Origin of the sequence: Actinokineospora fastidiosa (genome assembly GCF_014648415.1) — a bacterium.
Taxonomy (GTDB): domain Bacteria; phylum Actinomycetota; class Actinomycetes; order Mycobacteriales; family Pseudonocardiaceae; genus Actinokineospora; species Actinokineospora fastidiosa.
On record NZ_BMRB01000002.1, the window covers coordinates 590,380 to 608,298 of the forward strand.

21 protein-coding genes are annotated in these 17,919 nt (G+C 73.4%); 10 read left to right on the forward strand and 11 right to left on the reverse strand.

All coding sequences use genetic code 11. From position 1 onward, the window contains the following. Positions 1 to 46: 46 nt before the first annotated feature. The 7 genes from IEY98_RS12615 to IEY98_RS12645 all read left to right on the forward strand — a co-directional run bounded on the left by IEY98_RS12615 (position 47) and on the right by IEY98_RS12645 (position 5,719). Positions 47 to 499, forward strand: coding sequence for an HD domain-containing protein (locus tag IEY98_RS12615; RefSeq protein WP_229786864.1), 453 nt, complete (start codon positions 47 to 49; stop codon positions 497 to 499). Next, positions 478 to 1,620, forward strand: coding sequence for a sensor histidine kinase (locus IEY98_RS12620; protein WP_189210610.1), 1,143 nt, complete (start codon positions 478 to 480; stop codon positions 1,618 to 1,620). Before IEY98_RS12615 ends, IEY98_RS12620 begins: the two co-directional genes overlap by 22 nt. Then, on the forward strand, positions 1,617 to 2,270 hold the full coding sequence (locus IEY98_RS12625; protein ID WP_189210611.1) for a response regulator: 654 nt from the start codon (positions 1,617 to 1,619) through the stop codon (positions 2,268 to 2,270). The genes IEY98_RS12620 and IEY98_RS12625 overlap by 4 nt, the downstream gene beginning before the upstream one ends. 83 nt (positions 2,271 to 2,353) lie before the next feature. Continuing rightward, the gene (locus IEY98_RS12630; RefSeq protein ID WP_189210612.1) at positions 2,354 to 3,739 is read left to right on the forward strand and encodes a DUF8832 domain-containing protein; all 1,386 of its coding nucleotides are present in this window, start codon (positions 2,354 to 2,356) and stop codon (positions 3,737 to 3,739) included. Continuing rightward, a complete protein-coding gene (locus IEY98_RS12635; protein WP_189210613.1) occupies positions 3,736 to 4,131 on the forward strand; it encodes a FixH family protein in 396 nt (131 codons plus the stop codon). Before IEY98_RS12630 ends, IEY98_RS12635 begins: the two co-directional genes overlap by 4 nt. 9 nt (positions 4,132 to 4,140) lie before the next feature. Then, on the forward strand, positions 4,141 to 5,205 hold the full coding sequence (locus tag IEY98_RS12640; RefSeq protein WP_189210614.1) for a hypothetical protein: 1,065 nt from the start codon (positions 4,141 to 4,143) through the stop codon (positions 5,203 to 5,205). Beyond that, positions 5,198 to 5,719, forward strand: coding sequence for a hypothetical protein (locus tag IEY98_RS12645; RefSeq protein ID WP_189210615.1), 522 nt, complete (start codon positions 5,198 to 5,200; stop codon positions 5,717 to 5,719). The genes IEY98_RS12640 and IEY98_RS12645 overlap by 8 nt, the downstream gene beginning before the upstream one ends. On the opposite strand, the gene IEY98_RS12650 is transcribed toward IEY98_RS12645, so the two are convergent. The 4 genes from IEY98_RS12650 to IEY98_RS12665 are packed head-to-tail and all read right to left on the reverse strand — an operon-like array spanning position 5,706 to position 8,943. After that, on the reverse strand, positions 5,706 to 6,866 hold the full coding sequence (locus IEY98_RS12650; RefSeq protein WP_189210616.1) for a cytochrome P450 family protein: 1,161 nt from the start codon (positions 6,864 to 6,866) through the stop codon (positions 5,706 to 5,708). The genes IEY98_RS12645 and IEY98_RS12650 overlap by 14 nt on opposite strands. After that, complete coding sequence (locus IEY98_RS12655; protein ID WP_189210617.1) at positions 6,863 to 7,990, reverse strand: MAB_1171c family putative transporter; 1,128 nt, start codon at positions 7,988 to 7,990, stop codon at positions 6,863 to 6,865. The genes IEY98_RS12650 and IEY98_RS12655 overlap by 4 nt, the downstream gene beginning before the upstream one ends. Beyond that, the gene (locus tag IEY98_RS12660) at positions 7,987 to 8,499 is read right to left on the reverse strand and encodes an ImmA/IrrE family metallo-endopeptidase (RefSeq protein ID WP_229786865.1); all 513 of its coding nucleotides are present in this window, start codon (positions 8,497 to 8,499) and stop codon (positions 7,987 to 7,989) included. Before IEY98_RS12660 ends, IEY98_RS12655 begins: the two co-directional genes overlap by 4 nt. 3 nt (positions 8,500 to 8,502) lie before the next feature. Next, positions 8,503 to 8,943 (reverse strand): helix-turn-helix domain-containing protein, encoded by a 441-nt coding sequence (locus IEY98_RS12665; protein ID WP_189210618.1) that lies wholly within the window; start codon positions 8,941 to 8,943, stop codon positions 8,503 to 8,505. Between the two features lie 388 nt (positions 8,944 to 9,331). On the opposite strand from IEY98_RS12665, the gene IEY98_RS12670 reads away from it, so the two are divergent. After that, positions 9,332 to 10,180: an aminoglycoside phosphotransferase family protein gene (locus tag IEY98_RS12670; protein WP_189210619.1), complete on the forward strand. Its 849-nt coding sequence runs from the start codon at positions 9,332 to 9,334 to the stop codon at positions 10,178 to 10,180. On the opposite strand, the gene IEY98_RS12675 is transcribed toward IEY98_RS12670, so the two are convergent. Further along, positions 10,173 to 10,892 (reverse strand): PaaX family transcriptional regulator C-terminal domain-containing protein, encoded by a 720-nt coding sequence (locus IEY98_RS12675; protein WP_229786866.1) that lies wholly within the window; start codon positions 10,890 to 10,892, stop codon positions 10,173 to 10,175. The two genes, IEY98_RS12670 and IEY98_RS12675, sit on opposite strands and share 8 nt — an antisense overlap. Before the next feature lie 54 nt (positions 10,893 to 10,946). Between IEY98_RS12675 and IEY98_RS12680 the strand changes: the two genes are divergently transcribed. Next, positions 10,947 to 12,596: an acyl-CoA dehydrogenase family protein gene (locus IEY98_RS12680; RefSeq protein WP_189210620.1), complete on the forward strand. Its 1,650-nt coding sequence runs from the start codon at positions 10,947 to 10,949 to the stop codon at positions 12,594 to 12,596. Between the two features lie 5 nt (positions 12,597 to 12,601). Here the strand turns inward: IEY98_RS12680 and IEY98_RS12685 are convergent, their stop codons facing one another. Next, entirely contained in the window at positions 12,602 to 13,687 is a 1,086-nt protein-coding gene (locus IEY98_RS12685) for an epoxide hydrolase family protein (protein ID WP_189210621.1), read from the reverse strand. Positions 13,688 to 13,791: 104 nt separating this feature from the next. Here IEY98_RS12685 and IEY98_RS12690 point away from each other — a divergent pair, with 104 nt between their 5' ends. Then, on the forward strand, positions 13,792 to 14,256 hold the full coding sequence (locus IEY98_RS12690; protein WP_189210622.1) for a MarR family winged helix-turn-helix transcriptional regulator: 465 nt from the start codon (positions 13,792 to 13,794) through the stop codon (positions 14,254 to 14,256). Positions 14,257 to 14,513: 257 nt separating this feature from the next. Here the strand turns inward: IEY98_RS12690 and IEY98_RS12695 are convergent, their stop codons facing one another. The 5 genes from IEY98_RS12695 to IEY98_RS12715 form a co-directional block, all read right to left on the reverse strand. Further along, positions 14,514 to 14,765, reverse strand: coding sequence for a DoxX-related protein (locus tag IEY98_RS12695; RefSeq protein WP_189210623.1), 252 nt, complete (start codon positions 14,763 to 14,765; stop codon positions 14,514 to 14,516). A 109-nt stretch (positions 14,766 to 14,874) separates the two neighbouring features. Beyond that, positions 14,875 to 15,231: a VOC family protein gene (locus IEY98_RS12700; RefSeq protein ID WP_229786867.1), complete on the reverse strand. Its 357-nt coding sequence runs from the start codon at positions 15,229 to 15,231 to the stop codon at positions 14,875 to 14,877. Between the two features lie 52 nt (positions 15,232 to 15,283). After that, positions 15,284 to 15,448, reverse strand: coding sequence for a hypothetical protein (locus IEY98_RS12705; protein ID WP_189210625.1), 165 nt, complete (start codon positions 15,446 to 15,448; stop codon positions 15,284 to 15,286). Positions 15,449 to 15,836: 388 nt separating this feature from the next. Next, a complete protein-coding gene (locus IEY98_RS12710; RefSeq protein ID WP_189210626.1) occupies positions 15,837 to 17,414 on the reverse strand; it encodes a monocarboxylic acid transporter in 1,578 nt (525 codons plus the stop codon). Next, complete coding sequence (locus IEY98_RS12715) at positions 17,411 to 17,800, reverse strand: DUF485 domain-containing protein (RefSeq protein WP_189210627.1); 390 nt, start codon at positions 17,798 to 17,800, stop codon at positions 17,411 to 17,413. Before IEY98_RS12715 ends, IEY98_RS12710 begins: the two co-directional genes overlap by 4 nt. Positions 17,801 to 17,919 lie beyond the last annotated feature (119 nt).

The window sequence follows — 17,919 nt, forward strand, 5'->3', positions numbered from 1 at the left end:
CGCGGAACCGTCGCTTCGCCGAGCAGGCTCGCGCTACGTTCCTGGCATGTTCACCGAAGCGGACGCCGTCCGGATCGCGCGGGAGGCGCATGACGGGCAGGTCGACAAGTCCGGCAGGCCGTACATCGGGCATCCGCTGCGGGTCATGGCCGCGGTGGACGGGCAGCACGAGCGGATGGCCGCGGTGCTGCACGACGTCATCGAGGACACCCCGGTCACCGCGGACGACCTGCGGGCGGCGGGCTGTCCCGACGAGGTCGTCACGGCGGTCGTCGCGTTGAGCAAGGTCGACGGCGAGGACCAGGACGCCTACCTCGCCCGCGTCGCCGCCAATCCCTTGGCCGTCACGGTCAAGCGGGCCGACATCGCCGACAAACACCGCACCCGCCCGCATGGCGGCGCTGGACCAGGCCACCCGGGCCCGGCTGGCCGCCAAGTACGCCGCCGCGCTCGCCTTCCTCGACACCCACGGCTGACGTGGACGTCAAGCGGTCGCTGACCCGGCAGTCGCTGGCCGTCGCCGGGGTCTGCGCGGTCACCGACACCGGGCTGTTCCTCACCCTGGGCCCGCCGCCGGGCTGGGAGCTCGCGCTGCTGCTCGGCTGGCTGCTCGTCGCCGACGCCGCGCTGGCCGCGCCCGCGCGGTTCTCCGGGTTCGTCACGCTGGCCCACGCCGCGCTGGTGCTGGTGTCGTGCATGGTGCTGAGCGACTTCGACGGCATGCGCGTGCCCAACAACTCCGGGCTGCTGGTGGCGGGCTTCCACGCGGGCGCGTGGCTGCGGCCGGTGCAGGCCGGGCTCGCCCTGCTCGCGGTGATCGGCGCGCTGCTGGCCAGCGTGGCGGTCGCGGGCCGCTACGACGGCGACTGGCGGGTGGTGCTGTTCGCGGGCGTCATCCCGAACGCGGTGCTGCCCTGGCTCGTCGGCCGGTACACCACCGCCCGCCGCGCGTACCTGGCCGAGCTGGAGGCCGAGGCGGAACAGCGCAGGCGCGACGAGCGGGTGGCGGTCCAGCGCGCGGTCGCCGAGGAGCGCAGCGCGGTCGCCCGCGACCTGCACGACATGATCTCCCACCACGTCAGCGCGATCAGCATGCACGCGGGCGCGGCCCGGCTCGGCGTCGCCGACGACGGGCCGGTGCGCCGGTCGCTGGCCGAGGTGGAGTCGGCGAGCCGGTCGGCGATGGCGGACCTGCGGCGGATGCTGGACCTGCTGCACGGCCACGACCCCGGCGCGCGCAACCAGCCGGGCCTGTCCACCGTCGACGAGCTGATCGACGGCGTGCGCGCGGCCGGGCTGCCGGTGCGGCTGACCGTGCGCGGGACTCCGGTGGCGGTGCCCGGGTCCCTGGACATCGCGCTATACCGGATCGTGCAGGAGGCGCTGACGAACGCGCTGCGGCACGGGGGTGGTCAGGTGGAGGTCGACGTGGCGTACCGGCCGGAGGGGCTGACGGTGGCCGTGGTCAACGACATCGGGGCCGCTCCGCAGCGCACCGCGTCCCGGCTGGGGCTGCGGGGCATCCGCGAGCGGGTGGCGGTGTTCGGCGGCGACGTCTCCTACGGCCCCGACGGCGGCCGGTGGCGGACCGTGGTCAGCATCCCGCTGGAGCACCCGTGACCGTGCGCGTGCTGCTGGCCGACGACCACGCCATGTTCCGCTCCGGCGTGCGCGCGGTGCTGGACACCCAGCCGGACCTGGAGTGCGTCGCCGAGGTCGGCGACGGCGACGCGGCGGTGGCCGAGGTGGCCCGGCTGCGGCCGGACGTGGCGCTGCTCGACGTGCGCATGCCCCGCCTCGACGGCATCGCCGCCACCGAGGCGATCATGACCGCGGGCGCGGGCACCCGCGTGCTCGTGCTGACCACCTACGACCTCGACGACTACGTCTACGCGGCGCTGCGGGCGGGCGCGAGCGGGTTCCTGCTCAAGGGCACGCCGCCGGAGGAGCTGGTCGCCGCCATCCGGGTCGCCGCGCGCGGCGACGCGCTCATCGACCCCGCGGTGACGCGCAGGCTGATCAGCCGGTTCACCGAGTGCGTCCGGCCGTCGGCCCCGCCGCCGGGGCTGGAGCGGCTGACCTCCCGCGAGCGCGAGGTCCTGCTGCACATCGCCGAGGCGCGCAGCAACGCCGAGATCGCGTCGGCGCTGCGCGTCGGCGAGGAGACGGTGAAGACGCACGTGTCCCGGGTGCTGTCCAAGCTCGGGCTGCGCGACCGCGTGCACGCCGTGGCGTATGCCCATCGGCACGGGCTTGTGGGCCGCCCGTAGGGGCCGCCGTCCCCCGGATTGGGGATGCCCGGTCCCCCGCCGTCCGGACGATCCGCGCGGGAAAGATCACTACCGTGGTCGGCATGGGGGTCAGGAAGGTCTTCGTCGTGCTGGCCGCGCTCGTCGCCGCGGTGGTCGGCGCGGGTCCGGCGCTGGCCGACGGCGCGCCCTCGGCCGCCGACCTGCACGTGGCGCAGACCCTGGGCGAGCGCGAGCTGACCGTGGTGATCCGGCGGGCGGAGCCGGTGCCGGGCCCGCTGCGGGTGGAGGTCGTCACCCACGCGGGCACCGCGCCCGGGACGCTCGTGCTGCGCGCCGCGGCGACGGGCGCGTCCACCTCGGACGAGCCGAGCACGCCGAGCGAGGCGACGCTGGCGCTCGGCGAGCGGCCCGGGCCCTACGCCGCGACGCTGCGGGTGGACCGGACCGGCCCGTGGGAGCTGGCGGTCGACGACGGCGAGCGCGTGGCCCGCATCCCGTTCATCGTGCCCGAGCGGGTCGTCTCCGCCTGGGAGAAGGCCGCGTACGGCGGGTTCGTCGGCGCGGGGCTGTTCATGCTGGTCACGGTGGTGGTCGCGGTGCGCGTCCGGCGCGGCTGGGTGGCGCTGGCGCCCGCCGGGGCGGTGGTGGCCGCCCTCGCCGTGGGCATGACGGCCGCGCTGCTCTCGGCGAGCCTCCCGCCGCCCGTGCCGCCCGGCCTGCTGACCGACCCGACCGGCGGCGCGCCGGAAGCCCGCCTCTCCACAGTGGACTACTCGCGCCCGCCGGTGAACCTGCTGGTGCGCGCCGATGGCGACGGGGTCGGCCGCCCGCTGGACCTGCGCATCGGCCTCACCGACACCGGGAGCGGCCGACCGGCCGACGACCTGCTGGTCCGCGACAACGCCCTGATCCACCTGGTCGTCGTGGGGCCGACCGGCGAGCTGTGGCACCTGCACCCGATCCGCACCGCCCCCGGCGAGTACACGGCCCGCCTCACGCCGCCCGCGCCGGGCGAGTACGCCCTCGCGGCCGAGTTGTCGCGCCGCGGCGGCGGGGTCCAGCTGCTGCGCTCGGAGTTCACCGTCGGGGCCCCGGGAACCGACTACCGACCGGCGCCGGGTCCCGGTCCCCGGGACATCGAGGGCACCACGGTGACAGTGGACGTCTCCGGCCTCACGACACAGGCCGCGAGCGCGGTCACCGCGCGGTTCGGCGACACCGCGGACCTGCAACCGTGGCTGGGCATGGCGGGCCACCTGATCATCGTCGGGCCGCTGTCGACCTCCGCGGCCGACGCGCCGGTCTGGGCCCACGTGCACGCGATGATCCCGGCGTCGATGGGCAGGCCGGACGAGACCGTGGCGTCCTTCGGGCCGGAGGTGTCGTTCGCGTACCGGTTCCCGCTGCCCGGCCGCTATCGGCTGTGGGTGCAGGCCGAACGCGACTACCGCGTGCTGACGGTCCCGGTCGAGGTGGTCGTGCGATGAAGATCGTGGCGCTGGTCGCAGGCGTGTTCGCCGTCGTCCTGCTCGGCTGGCTGGTGTGGCCGACCGACGACGAGCCGACGGTGCTGCACGCGCGGACCGCGCACCACGTCGTGCGGCTGTCCATGGCCGAGCCGAGGATCGGCGCGAACGAGGTGCGGCTGGAGATCACCGACGGGCAGGGGCGGCCCGCTGACCTGCGCGAGGTCACCGTGGAGCCCGTCATGCCGCAGATGGGCCACATCACCGCCCCGGTGCCCGCCCGCGCGGGCGCGGACGGCCGCCGGGTGGCCGAACTGCCGCTGAACATGGGCGGGCAGTGGGTCATCACCGTCACCCTGCACGGCCCGGCGGGGTCCGAGAACGTCGACTTCCCCTTGCTCGTCAACGGATAGAGGACTGCCATGCAACTCACCGCTTCGCGGTCGGACACCGCGCGGGGCGCGCTGCCCGCCGCCGTGCTGATGGGCGCGTCCCTGTTGTCGCTGGTCGGCGCCACCTGGGACATCCAGTGGCACGAGGACGTCGGCCCGGACACCTTCTTCACCGTGCCGCACCTGCTGCTGTACGCGGGCGCGGCGATCGCCGGGCTGGTCAGCCTCGCCGTCGTGCTGAGCACGACCGCAGCGCAGCGCGCGGGCCGCCCGATCGACCCGGCGGTCGGCGGCAGGCCCGTCCGGATCTTCGGCGGGATCTTCACCGCGCCGGTCGGCTACGTCGTCTCGGGCACCGGGGCCACGCTGTTCCTGCTCTACGGGCTGTGGGACCTGTGGTGGCACAGCCTGTACGGCTTCGACGCGGTCATCGACTCCCCGCCGCACATCGGCCTGCTGCTGTCGGACATGATCACCTCGATCGGCCTGGTCATCGTCCTGGCCGCGGGCCGGGCGAACCGGTGGCTCGCCTGGGGCACGCTGGCCGCCGTGGCCATGCTGTTCACCTCCAGCACGATCACCGTCCTCGGCCTCGGCCAGCTGCCCGGGCCGGTCCGCTGGACGAACGCGGGCACGGCGTTCCTCGCGGTGCTGCTGCTCTCGCTGGCGTGGGGGTTCCTCGGCCGCAAGGGCGTGCTGGGCGCGGCGGGCATCGTGCTGGCGCTGCAGCTGGCGTTCTGGTGGTTCGCGCCGTGGGCGGCCCGCGCGTACGCCGACGCGGTCGGGCTGTCGGTGCGCGACTACCTCGACGGCGTCCCCGTCACCCCGGCGCTCGTGCCGTTCTGCCTGGTGCTGGTCGCCGCGCTGATGGCGGCGCTGTCGCGGGTCCCGGTGCTCGCGGGCGGGATCGCGGGCGTGGTCATCGTGGTCTGCGCGCCGCTGCAGGTGATGTGGCTCTACGACGCGCCCGGCCCCGATCCCACGCGGCTCATCGCGACCTGCGTCGCGGGGGCGCTGCTCGGCCTGCTCGGCGGATACCTGGGCGCGCGCTTCGGCGCGATGCTCCGGCTGACTTCTGGAGTGCGTGATGCGTAAGGCGATCGTGGCCCTGCTGGCCGTCTGCGGGTTGCTCGTCGGGTCCGGCACCGCGCTGGCCTACCCGCCGGTGGAGACCGTGCACACCGAGCAGGTGCAGGCCGGGCCGTACCGGATGACCGTGGGGTTCAGCGTGTGGCCGCTGCGGGCGATGCAGTCGCTGGACTTCAGCTTCGTGCCCGACGGCGGGATCGCGGGCAAGTCGGGGACGCTCGCGCTGGTCACGCCGGACGGCGGCGAGTACCGCCCGCGGCCGCTGGCCCGGCACCCGCGCGCCCGGGAGGTGTGGGGCCTGGACGTGTTCGCCCTGGACGCGGAGGGCACGTGGACGTTCCGGTTCACCGTGGACGGTCCTGCCGGTCAGGGCCAGGGCGAGATCGCGCTGCCCGTGCTGGAGCAGCCCGGCCCGCCGATGGCCCTGAGCTGGGCGATCAGCGTCATCCCGCTCATCGGGCTGGTGACGTTCCTGGTCGTCGCCTGGCGCCGGGCCAAGGGCGAGCTCACCCGAGCGTGACGGGCAGCTCGACCAGGCCGCGGTTGCGGAACGACGGCAGCGCGCGCAGGTCGCCTGCCGGGACCGCCAGCGCGCACCCGCGCTCCAGCAGCGCCGCCACCGCGATCGCGGCCTCCACCTGGCTCAGCCGGGAGCCGAAGCTGCGGTGCGCGCCGTGCCCGTAGCTCAGGTGCGGGTTCGGGTCGCGGTCCAGCCGCAGCGCCTCCGGCTCGGCGAACACGGTCTCGTCGTGGTTGGCCGAGGCGATGCCGAGCAGGACGGTGTCGCCTGCCGGGACGGCGACGCCGCCCACCTCGATGTCGCACACGGGGAAGCGGCGGATGGCGAACTGCAGCGGCTGGTCGTAGCGGGTCAGCTCCTCGACGGCCGTGGGCAGGTCGGTGACCGGCTGGTCGTGGGTCAGCAGGGCGCGCATGCCGTTGCCGATGAGGTTGACCAGGTTCTCGTACCCGGCCCACAGGGTCAGGAACGCCATCGAGACCAGTTCCGCCTCGCTGAGCCGGTCGTCGTCGTCCCGGGCGGCGATCAGGGCGGACAGCAGGTCGTCCTCCGGGGCGGCGCGCTTGGCGGCGATGAGGTCGACCAGGTAGCCGTGCATGCCCGCCACGGCGTCGCGGGCGGCGGTCGGCGGCTGGCCCGGCGACGGCGTGAGCAGCGTGCGGGTCCACTCGCGGAAGCGGGCGCGGTCCCGACGCGGCACGCCCAGCAGGTCGCCGATCACCCGCAGCGGCAGCGGGGCGGCGAAGGCCGCGATCAGGTCGACGGGCTCGCCGGTCGGGCAGGCGTCGAGGAGTTCGGCAGCGGCCGAGGTGATGGCCGGGGCCATGGCCTCGACCCTGGCCGGGGTGAACTCGCGGGCGATCAGCGCGCGCAGCCGGGTGTGGTCGGGCGGGTCGAGGTTGAGCAGGTTGGCGTCCAGCGCGGGCGGCAGGGCGAAGCCGCGGTAGCCGTCGCCCGCGTTGGCCCGGTTCAGCGACAGGCGCGGGTCGGCCAGGCAGGCGCGGACATCGGCGTGACGGGTGACCAGCCAGGCCTTCGATCCGTCCGGTGTGGACACGTGGTGCACGCCGCCGTCGGCGCGCAGCCGGGCGTAGGTGGGATACGGGTCGGCGTAGAAGGTCTCGTCGAATGTCGGGACGGGCGTCACCGGTGCTCCAGGGTCGAGAAGGCGCGGGAGACCCGCACCAGCCAGTCGGTCTCCGCGTCGGCGGGCGGGGTGGCGGGCGCGGGGTTGGTGGCCGCCGACTCGGCAGCGCCCACGCTCGCGCGCGAGAGCGCGGCGGCGATGGCGGCGGCCTCGACGTGCGCGCGCAGGTCGTCGCCGGAGAGCCCCGAGGGCGCGACCACGGCGTCCGGGTCCTGGTACGGGCGCAGCCAGCGCCTGCCGTCGAGGATCTCCACCACCCGGCGGTGCAGGCGGAAGTCCAGGTCCCGCACGGCGGTGCGGCCCGCCTCCGGGTCCAGGGCCAGGTCGGGGTTGGCCGCGCGCAGCGCGGACCAGAGCGGGTAGAGGTCGCGGTAGGCGCGGTAGTCGCGCAGCCAGTGGCGCAGGGCGCGCACCTGCGGTCCCCAGCCCGGGACGCTGAAACCGATCAGGGTGAGGATGCCGCCGCCGCCCGCGCCGAGCCGGGCGACCACCTCCCAGTCCGCCGGGTCGAGCCCGAGCGGCCCGGCGAGCACGTCGGCGTAGCGGGCCACGACGTACACCAGGCCGCCGACCGCGCCCACCGCCGCCAGCCGCAGGCCCCGGCTGAGCCACCGGCCCTCGACCGCCCGCGCGTACCGCAGACAGCGCACGACCAGGAGGTACTGGGCGACGGCGAAAGCGGTCACGTACAGCAGCAGGTAGAGGGCGTAGCGCCAGTTGCCCGCGTACCGGATGACCGCGGTCGTCGTGTCCTCCGTGCTGAGGTCTGCCGCGGCGAACAGGCCAGCCATCACCGCGAAGAGGCCGATGAACGCGTACGTCTGGCCGCGGACGCGGGGCCGGGCCTCCTCCGCCGAGCGCTCCCAGTAGGTGAGCGCGGCGAGCTGGCTGGCGGCCACCCCGATGACCGCGCCCTGCGACAGCAGCAGCGCGAGGTTCGGCACGCCGCTGACCCGGCTGACCAGCGCCCACACCCTCGGGTCGCTGATGGTGAACGTCAGGCCCATGAACAGGTAGAACAGCGACACCGCCGCGGCGGCCGGTCCCCTGCCCCTGCCGAGCACCTTGAACAGCAGGCTCACCCAGGCGATCCCCGCGCAGAGCGGGTACAGCACGGCGTTCACCGCGGCTCGCGGTGCGCGGAGTGGTTGAGCGAGTCGGCGATGCGCGCGGCCACGTCGTCGGCGTCGACCGACGGCGCGCGCAGGATCTCGGCCAGCAGGTAGGCCATGATCTCGGCCTGCTGCTCCTGCTCGTCGCTGTAGGTCGTGCGGGCGAGCATGGCGCGGACCAGGTCGGGGTCGAGGTCGGGGAACAGGTCGGGGACCGGGTCGCCGCCGCCGGTGTGGCCGCAGATGAGGTGCCCGATCTCGTGCAGGATGATGTGCTCCTGGTGGGCGCGGCCGGTGTCGGCGTCGTAGAAGACGTAGTCCTCGTCGCGTGTGGACAGCCACAGCCCGCACGGCTGCGACGCGCGCATCGACACCGACACCACGTGCAGCGGCCTGCCCCTGGCGGCCGCGAGATGGCCGCACAGCCCGGCGAGGTCGGCGCGGGCGGGCAGCCGCAGGCCGTCGAGCAGACGTCCGCACTCCCGCCGGATCCGGCGCAGGTCGGATCGCCGCCCCGCCACGGCTCAGTCCTGGGCGACGTCGGTGACCGGCGGCAGGCCCTGCTGGCGGCGGGCCTGGTCGAGCATGGCGATGATCAGGTCGAGGTTCGCCTGCGGCAGCCCCACCGCCCGCTGCGCGATCCCCACGACGCCGCGCTCGCGCAACATCTCCAGCTGTTCCAGCTGCCTGCGGACCCGCTCGCCCTGGCCGTCCTCGTCGTCGAAGAAGTAGCTGGGGTTCACGCCGAAAAAGCGGGCCAGCGCGACGAGCAGGTCGGTCGACGGGCTCGTCCGCTTGCCGGTGCGCAGCATGGACAGGTACGCGCCGCTGACCCGCAGGTCCGGGTTGGCCTTCTTCACCTCGGCGGCGACCTCGGCGTTGGACCACTGCCTGCCGCGCGGGCGGCTGATCTTGAAGAGCCGGTCGAGCCTGCTCGTCAACGGCGTCGGCCCGCCGTCGGACATGTGCGTCCCCCAGGTGTGTGTCGCGGAAACAGCCGAACCAGTGTCTCAGGGTAACTGTGCGTTGACAACACGCCCTCCCGGCCCACTACGATGATCGCGGCGGATTAACTGAGAGTTATCCGTCGGCTCGCGGGCCCGTATTTGGGGGTGTGCCGTGTGGTGGGACAGCGCCGTCCCGCCACACGGGGCCCGGCCCTGGACATAAAAGAGTTCCGCGCTCGACCGGCCTGGGGGTCACCGGGAGCGCGGAACCGCACTGATCATACCGCCTACCCCCCGGGCGCGCGCAACGGGAACGCCCGATCGATCATCACAATGCGGGGGATCGCCAGGTCGGCTGGCGATAATCCGGTTGAGCGGACGCGGCATCCGCGGTCAGGGTCGGCTCGTGCATCCCAACGAGGTCCCCACCGGCGTCGATCTGGTCCGCCTGCTCCTCGCCGACCAGTTCCCGCGGTGGGCCGACCTGCCCGTCACCGCGGTCACCTCCTCCGGCACCGACAACGCGATGTTCCGGCTGGGCGCGGACCTGGCCGTGCGGCTGCCGCGGATTCCCGGCGCGGCCGGGAATATCGCCCGGGAGCGGGAGTGGATGCCGCGCCTGGCCCCGCACCTGCCCGTCCCCATCCCGCTTCCCGTGGCCGAGGGGCGGCCGGGCCGCGGCTATCCCTTCCCGTGGTCCGTCTGCCGGTGGGTCGACGGCGTGAACCCCGGAGAGGGCGCCGATCCGGTGGGCCTCGCCGCGTTCGTCCGCGCTCTGCGGCGCATCGAGCCCAGTGGGCCCACGTCGTTCCGCGGTCAGCCGCTCGTCAGCCGCGACACGCCGACCCGGGAGGCGATCGCCGCGCTGGACGGGATGGTCGACACCGTCGCGGTGACCGAGGCGTGGGAGGCCGCGCTCGCCGTGCCCGCGTGGTCGGGCCCGCCGGTCTGGGTGCACGGCGACCTCTCCCCCGGGAACCTCGTGGTCCGCGACGGCGCGCTGACCGGCGTGCTCGACTTCAGCGGGGTCGGCGTGGGCGACCCGGCCGTCGACCTGATGCCCGCGTGGAACCTGATGCCCGCCTCGGCCCGCGCCGCGTTCCGTCGGGCGACCGGTGTCGACGACGCCACCTGGCTGCGCGGGCGCGGGTGGGCGTTGTCGGTCGCGGTGATCCAACTTCCCTACTACAAGGACACGAACCCCGTGCTCGCCGCGAACGCCCGGCGGGTCATCGGCGAGGTCCTGGCTAGCTGACGCCGACCCGGGTCGCCATGAGCCAGGCGCGGTACTCGGCGTAGCGGGCGCGCAGGGCGTCGCCCGGCCAGTCGGCTGGCAGGAGGGCGGGCGGGAGGACCGGGTCGGTCAGCAGGTGGCGGACCGACATGGCGACGGCGGCGAAGCGGGTCGCCGGGTCGGCCGCGGTGGCGATGGCCTCGAGGAGGGCGCGGCCGTGGGCGGCCCAGGCGGGGAGGTCCCACAGCGCGGCGGCGAGGTCGGCGGGGTCCTGGTCCGGGCGCGCGGTCAGGCGCAGGGTGGCCGTGGCGACGGTGTCGGGCCAGGCGCGGCGCAGGTTGTCCGGGCGCAGCCAGACGCCTTCGCGCAGTTCGGCGAGGCGCAGGGCGGCGAGGTCGGCGCGCAGGGCCGCGCGGTCGGCGGGATCGCGGCCGGTGGCGGTCACGACGACGGTCTCCCACTCGCCGTGCCACGGGGTCGTCTCCGGGTGCACGGCGGCGTCCTGGCGGCGCTGGCGGGCCAGCAGGCGCGGGGACAGCGTGTACCGGCCGTCGGCGCGGTCCAGGTCGCCCGCGGCCACCATGCGCGACAGCGCGGCGCGGGCGGCGGACTCGGCGACCCCCACCAGGCCGACGGCGGCGACCAGCTCGCGCGCGCTCATCGTGGGCGGGTGGGCGCCGAGCAGCATGCTCAGCAGCGCTGACCTGGCCGACACCGGGCGGACGATGGACACGACCGCCGATATTACACTCTTGCCACGGTCGCATGAGATTCGTAATGTCGAGGGATGACGACCACGGCTCCCCACGATGCGACCACCCACGCGGTCACCAACCAGGCGCCGCCGTTGGCGCCGTACGACGCGGCCGACGACGCCGCGCTGCTGGAGGGGCTGCGCCGGGAGGGCGCGGACTGGGCCGAGCCCGACATCCGGCGCCTCGGGGGGCTCGCGGGCGGCGTCGAGGCGCAGACCTGGGCCGACCAGGCGAACCGGTACCCGCCGGAGCTGCGCACGCACGACCGCTACGGCAACCGGGTCGACGAGGTCGAGTTCCACCCGAGCTGGCACAGCCTCATGCGCGTCGCCGTCGCCGAGGGCGGCGCGGCGTCGGCGTGGGCCGACGGCAGGCCGGGCGCGCACGTCGCCCGGGTCGCGGTGTCGCTGGTCTGGGGCCACACCGAGGCCGGGCACGGCTGCCCGGTGTCGATGACCTACGCCGCCGTCCCGGCGCTGCGCAAGCAGCCCGACCTGGCCGCGGTGTACGAGCCGCTGCTGGTCAGCCGCGTCTACGACCCGGGCCTGCGCGTCCCCGCCACCAAGCGCGGGATCCTCGCCGGGATGGGGATGACGGAGAAGCAGGGCGGCTCCGACGTCCGCACCAACACCACGGCCGCGACCCCCACCGCCGAACCCGGCGTCTACACGCTGCGCGGCCACAAGTGGTTCACCTCCGCGCCGATGTGCGACGTGTTCCTCGTGCTCGCCCAGGCGCCCGGCGGGCTGTCCTGCTTCCTGGTGCCGCGCGTCCTGCCCGACGGCACGCGCAACGCGTTCCGCATCCAGCGCCTGAAGGACAAGCTGGGCAACCGGTCCAACGCCTCGTCGGAGCCGGAGTTCGAGGACACGGTCGCCTGGCTCGTCGGCCCGGAGGGGCAGGGCGTGAAGACCATCATCGAGATGGTCAACTGCACCCGGCTCGACTGCGTCGCTGGCACGGCGACGCTGATGCGCAAGGCGCTGGTCGAGGCGGGCCACCACACCCGGCACCGCGCCGCGTTCGGCGCCCGGCTGATCGACCAGCCGCTGATGCGCAACGTGCTCGCCGACCTGGCCGTCGAGTCCGAGGCGGCCACCGTCCTCACGCTGCGACTGGCGGGCGCTGCCGACCGCGCGCTGCGGGGCGACGGGCAGGAGCAGGCGTTCCGGCGCATCGCCACGGCGGTGGGCAAGTACTGGGTGACCAAGCGCGGCCCGGCGTTCACCGCGGAGGCGCTGGAGTGCCTGGGCGGCAACGGCTACGTCGAGGACTCCGGCATGCCCCGGCTGTACCGGGAGGCGCCGCTGCTGTCCATCTGGGAGGGCTCGGGCAACGTCAACGCCCTCGACGTGCTGCGCGCCCTGGGCCGCTCACCGTCGACCGCGGAGGCGCTGATGGCGGAGCTGGCGCAGGCACGCGGCGCGGACGCCCGGCTGGACGCCGCGACCGCCAGGCTGCGGGCCGAGCTGTCCGACCTGGACGGCATCGAGGGCAGGGCGCGCCGGGTCGTCGAGCTGATGGCGCTGGTGCTGCAGGGGTCGCTGCTGGTGCGCCACTCCCCCGCCGCCGTCGCCGACGCGTTCTGCGCCAGCAGGCTCGGCGGCGACTGGGGCCACGCGTTCGGCACCCTGCCGTCGTCCGCCGACGTCACGGCGATCCTCGACCGCGCCCTCCCCTGACGGCCTCACGCTGCCGCGGTGTGGGTCAGGAAGAAGTGCCGGACGTCCTCGGCGAGGAGGTCCGGCACCTCCATCGCGGCGAAGTGGCCGCCGCGATCGAACTCCGACCAGTGCCGGATGTCGTACAGCCGCTCGGCCAGCGGTCGCACCGACAGCGTGATGTCGTGGGCGAACACCGCCACGCCGAGCGGGACCCGGCACGGGAGCCCGCTTCCCCGCGGGGTGTCGCGGTGGAACCGGGCGGAGGAGGCAGCGGTCGCGGTCAGCCAGTACAGCGAGACGTCGGTGAGCATCCGGTCGTCGCCGACCGGCGTGGCGGGGTCGGTCCACTGCGCGAAGCGCTCGGCGATCCAGACCAGCTGGCCCACCGGCGAGTCGGTCAGCGCGTAGCCGATGGTCTGCGGGGTTAGCGCCTGGAGTGCCTGGTACGGCGGGCGGTTCGCCATGAGCTGCCTAACCTTGTCCAGTCGGGCCTCGTCCGCTTCGGACAGCTCGACGCCGGGCTGCGGCCGGGTCGGCAGGTAGTTGACGTGCACCCCGACGACGTGCTCGGGCGCGATCGCGCCGAGGGCCGTCGAGATGCCCGAGCCGAAGTCGCCGCCCTGCGCGCCGTAGCGCTCGTACCCCAGGCGGCGCATCAACTCGGCCCAGGCCCGCGCGACCCGGACGGCGTCCCAGCCGCGCTCGCGGGTCGGCCCGGAGAACCCGAAGCCGGGGATGGACGGGATCACCAGGTGGAAGTCGCGCGACAGCGGCTCGATGACGTCGAGGAACTCCAGGAACGAGCCGGGCCAGCCGTGCGTGAGGACCAGCGCGAGCGCGTCCGGCCGCGCCGACCGGACGTGGACGAAGTGGATGTTCTGGCCGTCGATCTCGGTGGTGAAGTGCGGCAGCTCGTTGAGCTTCGCCTCGTGCTCGCGCCAGTCGTAGCCGGTTCGCCAGTACTCGGCCAGCTCTTGGAGCCTGGCGAGCGGGAAGCCGTAGTCCCATCCGGCGTCGGCGACCTCGTTGGGCCACCGGGTGCGGGCGAGCCGGTCGGCCAGGTCGTCGAGGTCGGCCTGCGGGATGTCGATGCGGAACGGCCTGATCATGGTGCACTCCATCGTTTGAAGAGTTAACGTTTATCCGATTAACGTTTATCCTCCGAACGATAGCAGGATCGTTAGTGCGACCAACGACTTGTTAGACTCGCCACATGGAGAACCCGCGCGCCAGCTGGGAGAGGCTGCCCAGCTGGCTGCTCACCCAGACCGCAGGCCACGCGCACCGACTGGTGGGCGAAGGGTTCTCGGCCGTCGGCGCCCGCGGCTACCACTACCGCCTGCTGGCGACCCTGGAGGAGCTCGGCCCGGCCAGCCAGGCCGCGCTGGGCCGCCGCAGCGGCATCCACCTGAGCGACATGGTCGCGGCGATCAACGAACTCGCCGACCGCGACCTGGTCGAGCGCGCCCCCGACCCCGCCGATCGGCGACGCAACATCATCTCCTTGACCACCGCGGGCAAACGCCAACTCCGGCGATTGGAGAAGCAGCTGGCCGAGACCCAGGACGAACTCCTGGCTCCGCTCTCCCCCAAGGAACGCGGCCACCTGACCGACCTGCTGTCCAAGCTGCTGGACCACCACAACCACCGAACGGACACCCCAGAGCCCCCGGGTTGACCGACGCGACAACGGGCTGTCGGCGCGCGAGCAGGACGAGCCGCCACACGCGACCACCGGCAGCTCACGACGCGGAACAGGAACAAGACGACCGGGGAACCGGATCTGTCGTTCAGCGGCTTGCCCGAAGGATCAGGCACCCGGCAGTACATGACACGAGGCGGCCCGGGGAATCGGCTCTGGCCAGCGGTCCGTATTTCAGCAGCCAGCAGACGCGATCGAACGCGCCCAGCGGCTAAGGCCGGGCGGCGGCGCGGTCAGCGGGCCGCGAAGCGGGTGGCGAGCCAGGTGGCGTAGCAGGCCAGGGCGGCGATGCCGAGGGCGCGGGTGCGGGGCCCGGCGATGGCCAGGCCGATGGCGACCTCGGTGGCCCCGTTCCGCAGCACCCAGCGGCGGGTGTCGTCGGGGAAGGGCCTGCGGGAGATCGGCTCGAAGGCCTTCGGCGCGACGAAGTGGGCGGCGCCGGTGCCCGCCACTGCCAGACCGAGGAGACGGGTGCGACGTGACATGCGGCTGCCTTCCGACGATGGTGGCCGCCATCCTCACCCACCCGCCGCCACGGATCAACGCCGGGAGTGCACAGTGCTCATCCCGTGCGCGTCGGCGGGGCCGGAACGCTCACGTGAACAGACAGAACGGGTGCCCGGACGGGTCGAGGTAGACGCGGACGTCGTCCTGGGGCTGGTAGTCGGCGAGGCGGGCGCCCACGGCCTCGGCGCGCCTACTCGCCTCGGCGAGGTCATCGACGTGGATGTCGAGGTGGGCCATCATCCGCTGGTCGCCGCCGCTGGCGGGCCAGACCGGCGGGACGTAGTCGGGTTCGGACTGGAAGGACAGCCCCGCGCCCCCGTCCGGCGGGCGCAGCGTCACCCATCCCGGTTCGTCCTGCACGACGGTCCAGTCCAGCAGCCTGCGGTAGAAGTCCGCCAGCTCCCGGGCGTCCAACGCGCTCAACACGGTCGCGGTCAACCGCACGATCCCTCCCCCCGCCGACCCCGCGCGCCGCCAGGCGCGCGGGGTCCGCGACTCACTCGGCGACCACCAGCACGCTCGCGGCCCGCATGCCGTCGTTGTCGTTGTCGTCGTCATCGCCGTCATCGTCGTCGCCACAGGCCGCCAGCAGCGGGAGCAGGGCGAAACTGGCGATCACGGCAAGCAGCCGGGGCGACCTGCGGCTCGGGTCGAGGGCCATAACCCACCTTCCTCCAGAGTGATCAAGCACCCCGGACGTACCCACTGCCCGCGCGGGTGAATCGGAAAAGCCCCGGGAGTGTCATCCGGCCAGCCCGGCGAGCAGGTAGCCCAGTCCGGGGAGCGCAGGTGGCCGGAGGCGGTGAGGGTCGGATAGGCCTCGGCCTGTCCGCGGGTGTCCACCCCCGGCAGGTCGGCCGAGGGCAGCGGCACCTCGGCGACGATCGCGGCCACGGCCAGGTCCAGCACCTCGTCCCTGGTCCTGACATGCCAGCAGAGGGTGTGGCCCCGCGAGGGCCAGGCGCTCGGCGAGCCCGCGCGTCGTCAGCCTCGCCTCGCCCGCGTGCAGAAGCTCGGCCCCCCGCCTCGACGATTCGGTCGAGGGTTGGCTACCGCAGGCCTGAGCCGATGCCGGTCAGGGAGCGGACCTCCATCTCGGCCTGCTTGCGCTCGTCGGCGGGTTGTCTGCTCAGGATCGTGCCCAGGAAACCGAACAGGAAGGACAGCGGGATGGACACCAGGCCTGGGTTGCTGAGCGGGAACCAGTGGAAGTCGACGGTGGGGATGATCGAATCCGGGGTGCCGGAGACGGCCGGGGAGAAGGCGATCAGGACGAGCGAGGAGATCAGGCCGCCGTACATCGCCCACAATGTGCCGCGGGTGTTGAACCGCTTCCAAAACAGTGAATAGAGGATGGTAGACAAATTGGCCGACGCGGCGATGGCGAAGGCCAGCGCGACCAGGAACGCGACGTTCTGGCCGTTGGCGGCGATGCCGCCGATGATCGACAGCACGCCGATGACAACTGCCGTGATCCGGGCGACCCGGACCTCCGAGCGGGTGTCGGCTTTACCGCGCTTGATCACGTTGGCGTACACGTCGTGGGCGAAGGACGCGGACGCGGTGATGGTCAGGCCCGCGACCACGGCCAGGATGGTGGCGAAGGCGACCGCGGCGACGATGCCCAGCAGGACGGTGCCGCCGACCCGGAACGCCAGCAGCGGGGCCGCGGAGTTCTCCCCGCCGGGGGCGTTGGCGATCGCCTCCGGGCCGACCAGCGCCATCGCGCCGAAGCCGATGACCAGGGTGCACAGGTAGAACGTCGCCATCAGCCAGATCGCCCAGCTCACCGAGCGGCGGGCCTCGCGGGCGTTGGGCACGGTGTAGAAGCGCATGAGCACGTGCGGCAGGCTCGCGGTGCCGAGCACGAGCGCCAGCGCCAGGGAGATGAAGTCGAGTTTGGTCGTGTCGGTCGCGCCGTACTTGGCGCCCGGGCTGAGCACCGCTTCGCCGAGCGGGCTGCGCTCGGCGGCGCCGCGCAGGATCGCCGAGAGGTTGAAGCCGAACTTGCCCAGCAGGAACACCGTGATCATGGTGACGCAGAGGATCAGCAGCACGGCCTTGATGATCTGCACCCACGTGGTGCCCTTCATGCCGCCGACGAGCACGTAGAACAGCATGATCAGACCGACGATCGCGATGACCGCCGCCTGCGCTGTCCGGTCGTGCACGTCCAGCAGCAGCGCGATCAGCCCGCCCGCGCCCGCCATCTGCGCGATCATGTAGAACAGCGAGATCACCAGGGTCGCGTTGGCCGCCGCGGCGCGCACCGGGCGCTGGCGCATCCGGAAGGCGAGGACGTCGCCGAGGGTGTAGCGGCCGGTGTTGCGCAGCCGCTCGGCGATGAGCATCAGGCCCATGAGCCAGGCGACGACCCAGCCGATGGAGTACAGGAACCCGTCGTAGCCGGTGACGGCGATCGCGCCGGAGATGCCCAGGAACGACGCGGCGGACAGGAAGTCGCCCGCGAGCGCCATGCCGTTCTGGCCGCCGGTGAAGCTGCTGCCCGCGGCGTAGTAGTCCGACTGCGTCACGTTGCGGCTGCTCGCCCGGTAGACGATGTAGAGGGTGATCAGCACGAAGACGGCGAAGACGCTGATGTTCAGCGCCTGGTTGGTGGGGTTCACCGCTGGTCCACCAGCGCGCGCACCGCGTCGACCTCGGGATCGACACGGCGCTTGGCGTAGCGGCCGTACAGCAGCGTGATGACCACTGTGGACACGAACTGGAGCATCCCGAACAGCAGGCCGACGTTGACCGCGCCGAACACCGGCTGGCTCATGAAGCCCGGGGCGTAGGCCGACAGCAGCACGTAGGTGAGGTACCAGACGAGGAACAGGACCGTGGCGGGCAGCGCGAACCGCACCGCGCGCCTGCGCAGCCGCTGGAAGTCCGGGCTCGCCTGCAGGGCAACGAAGTCGATCTCGCCGTCGGCGTCGAGGTAGTCCCGCCTCGGTTCCGGCTCGAAGGTGGCGAAACCCGGGCGCGGGCGCGCGGACAGCGACTTCGTCATCGGGGCCCTCCCACGAAACAATTCCGCACCGGCCGTGCCGTACGGAGCGATCAGCCTAACGAGCGGGCGCGCCCAGTCAAGGAACGAGTTGCGGGTATGTTCGGAAAAGAAATTACGTC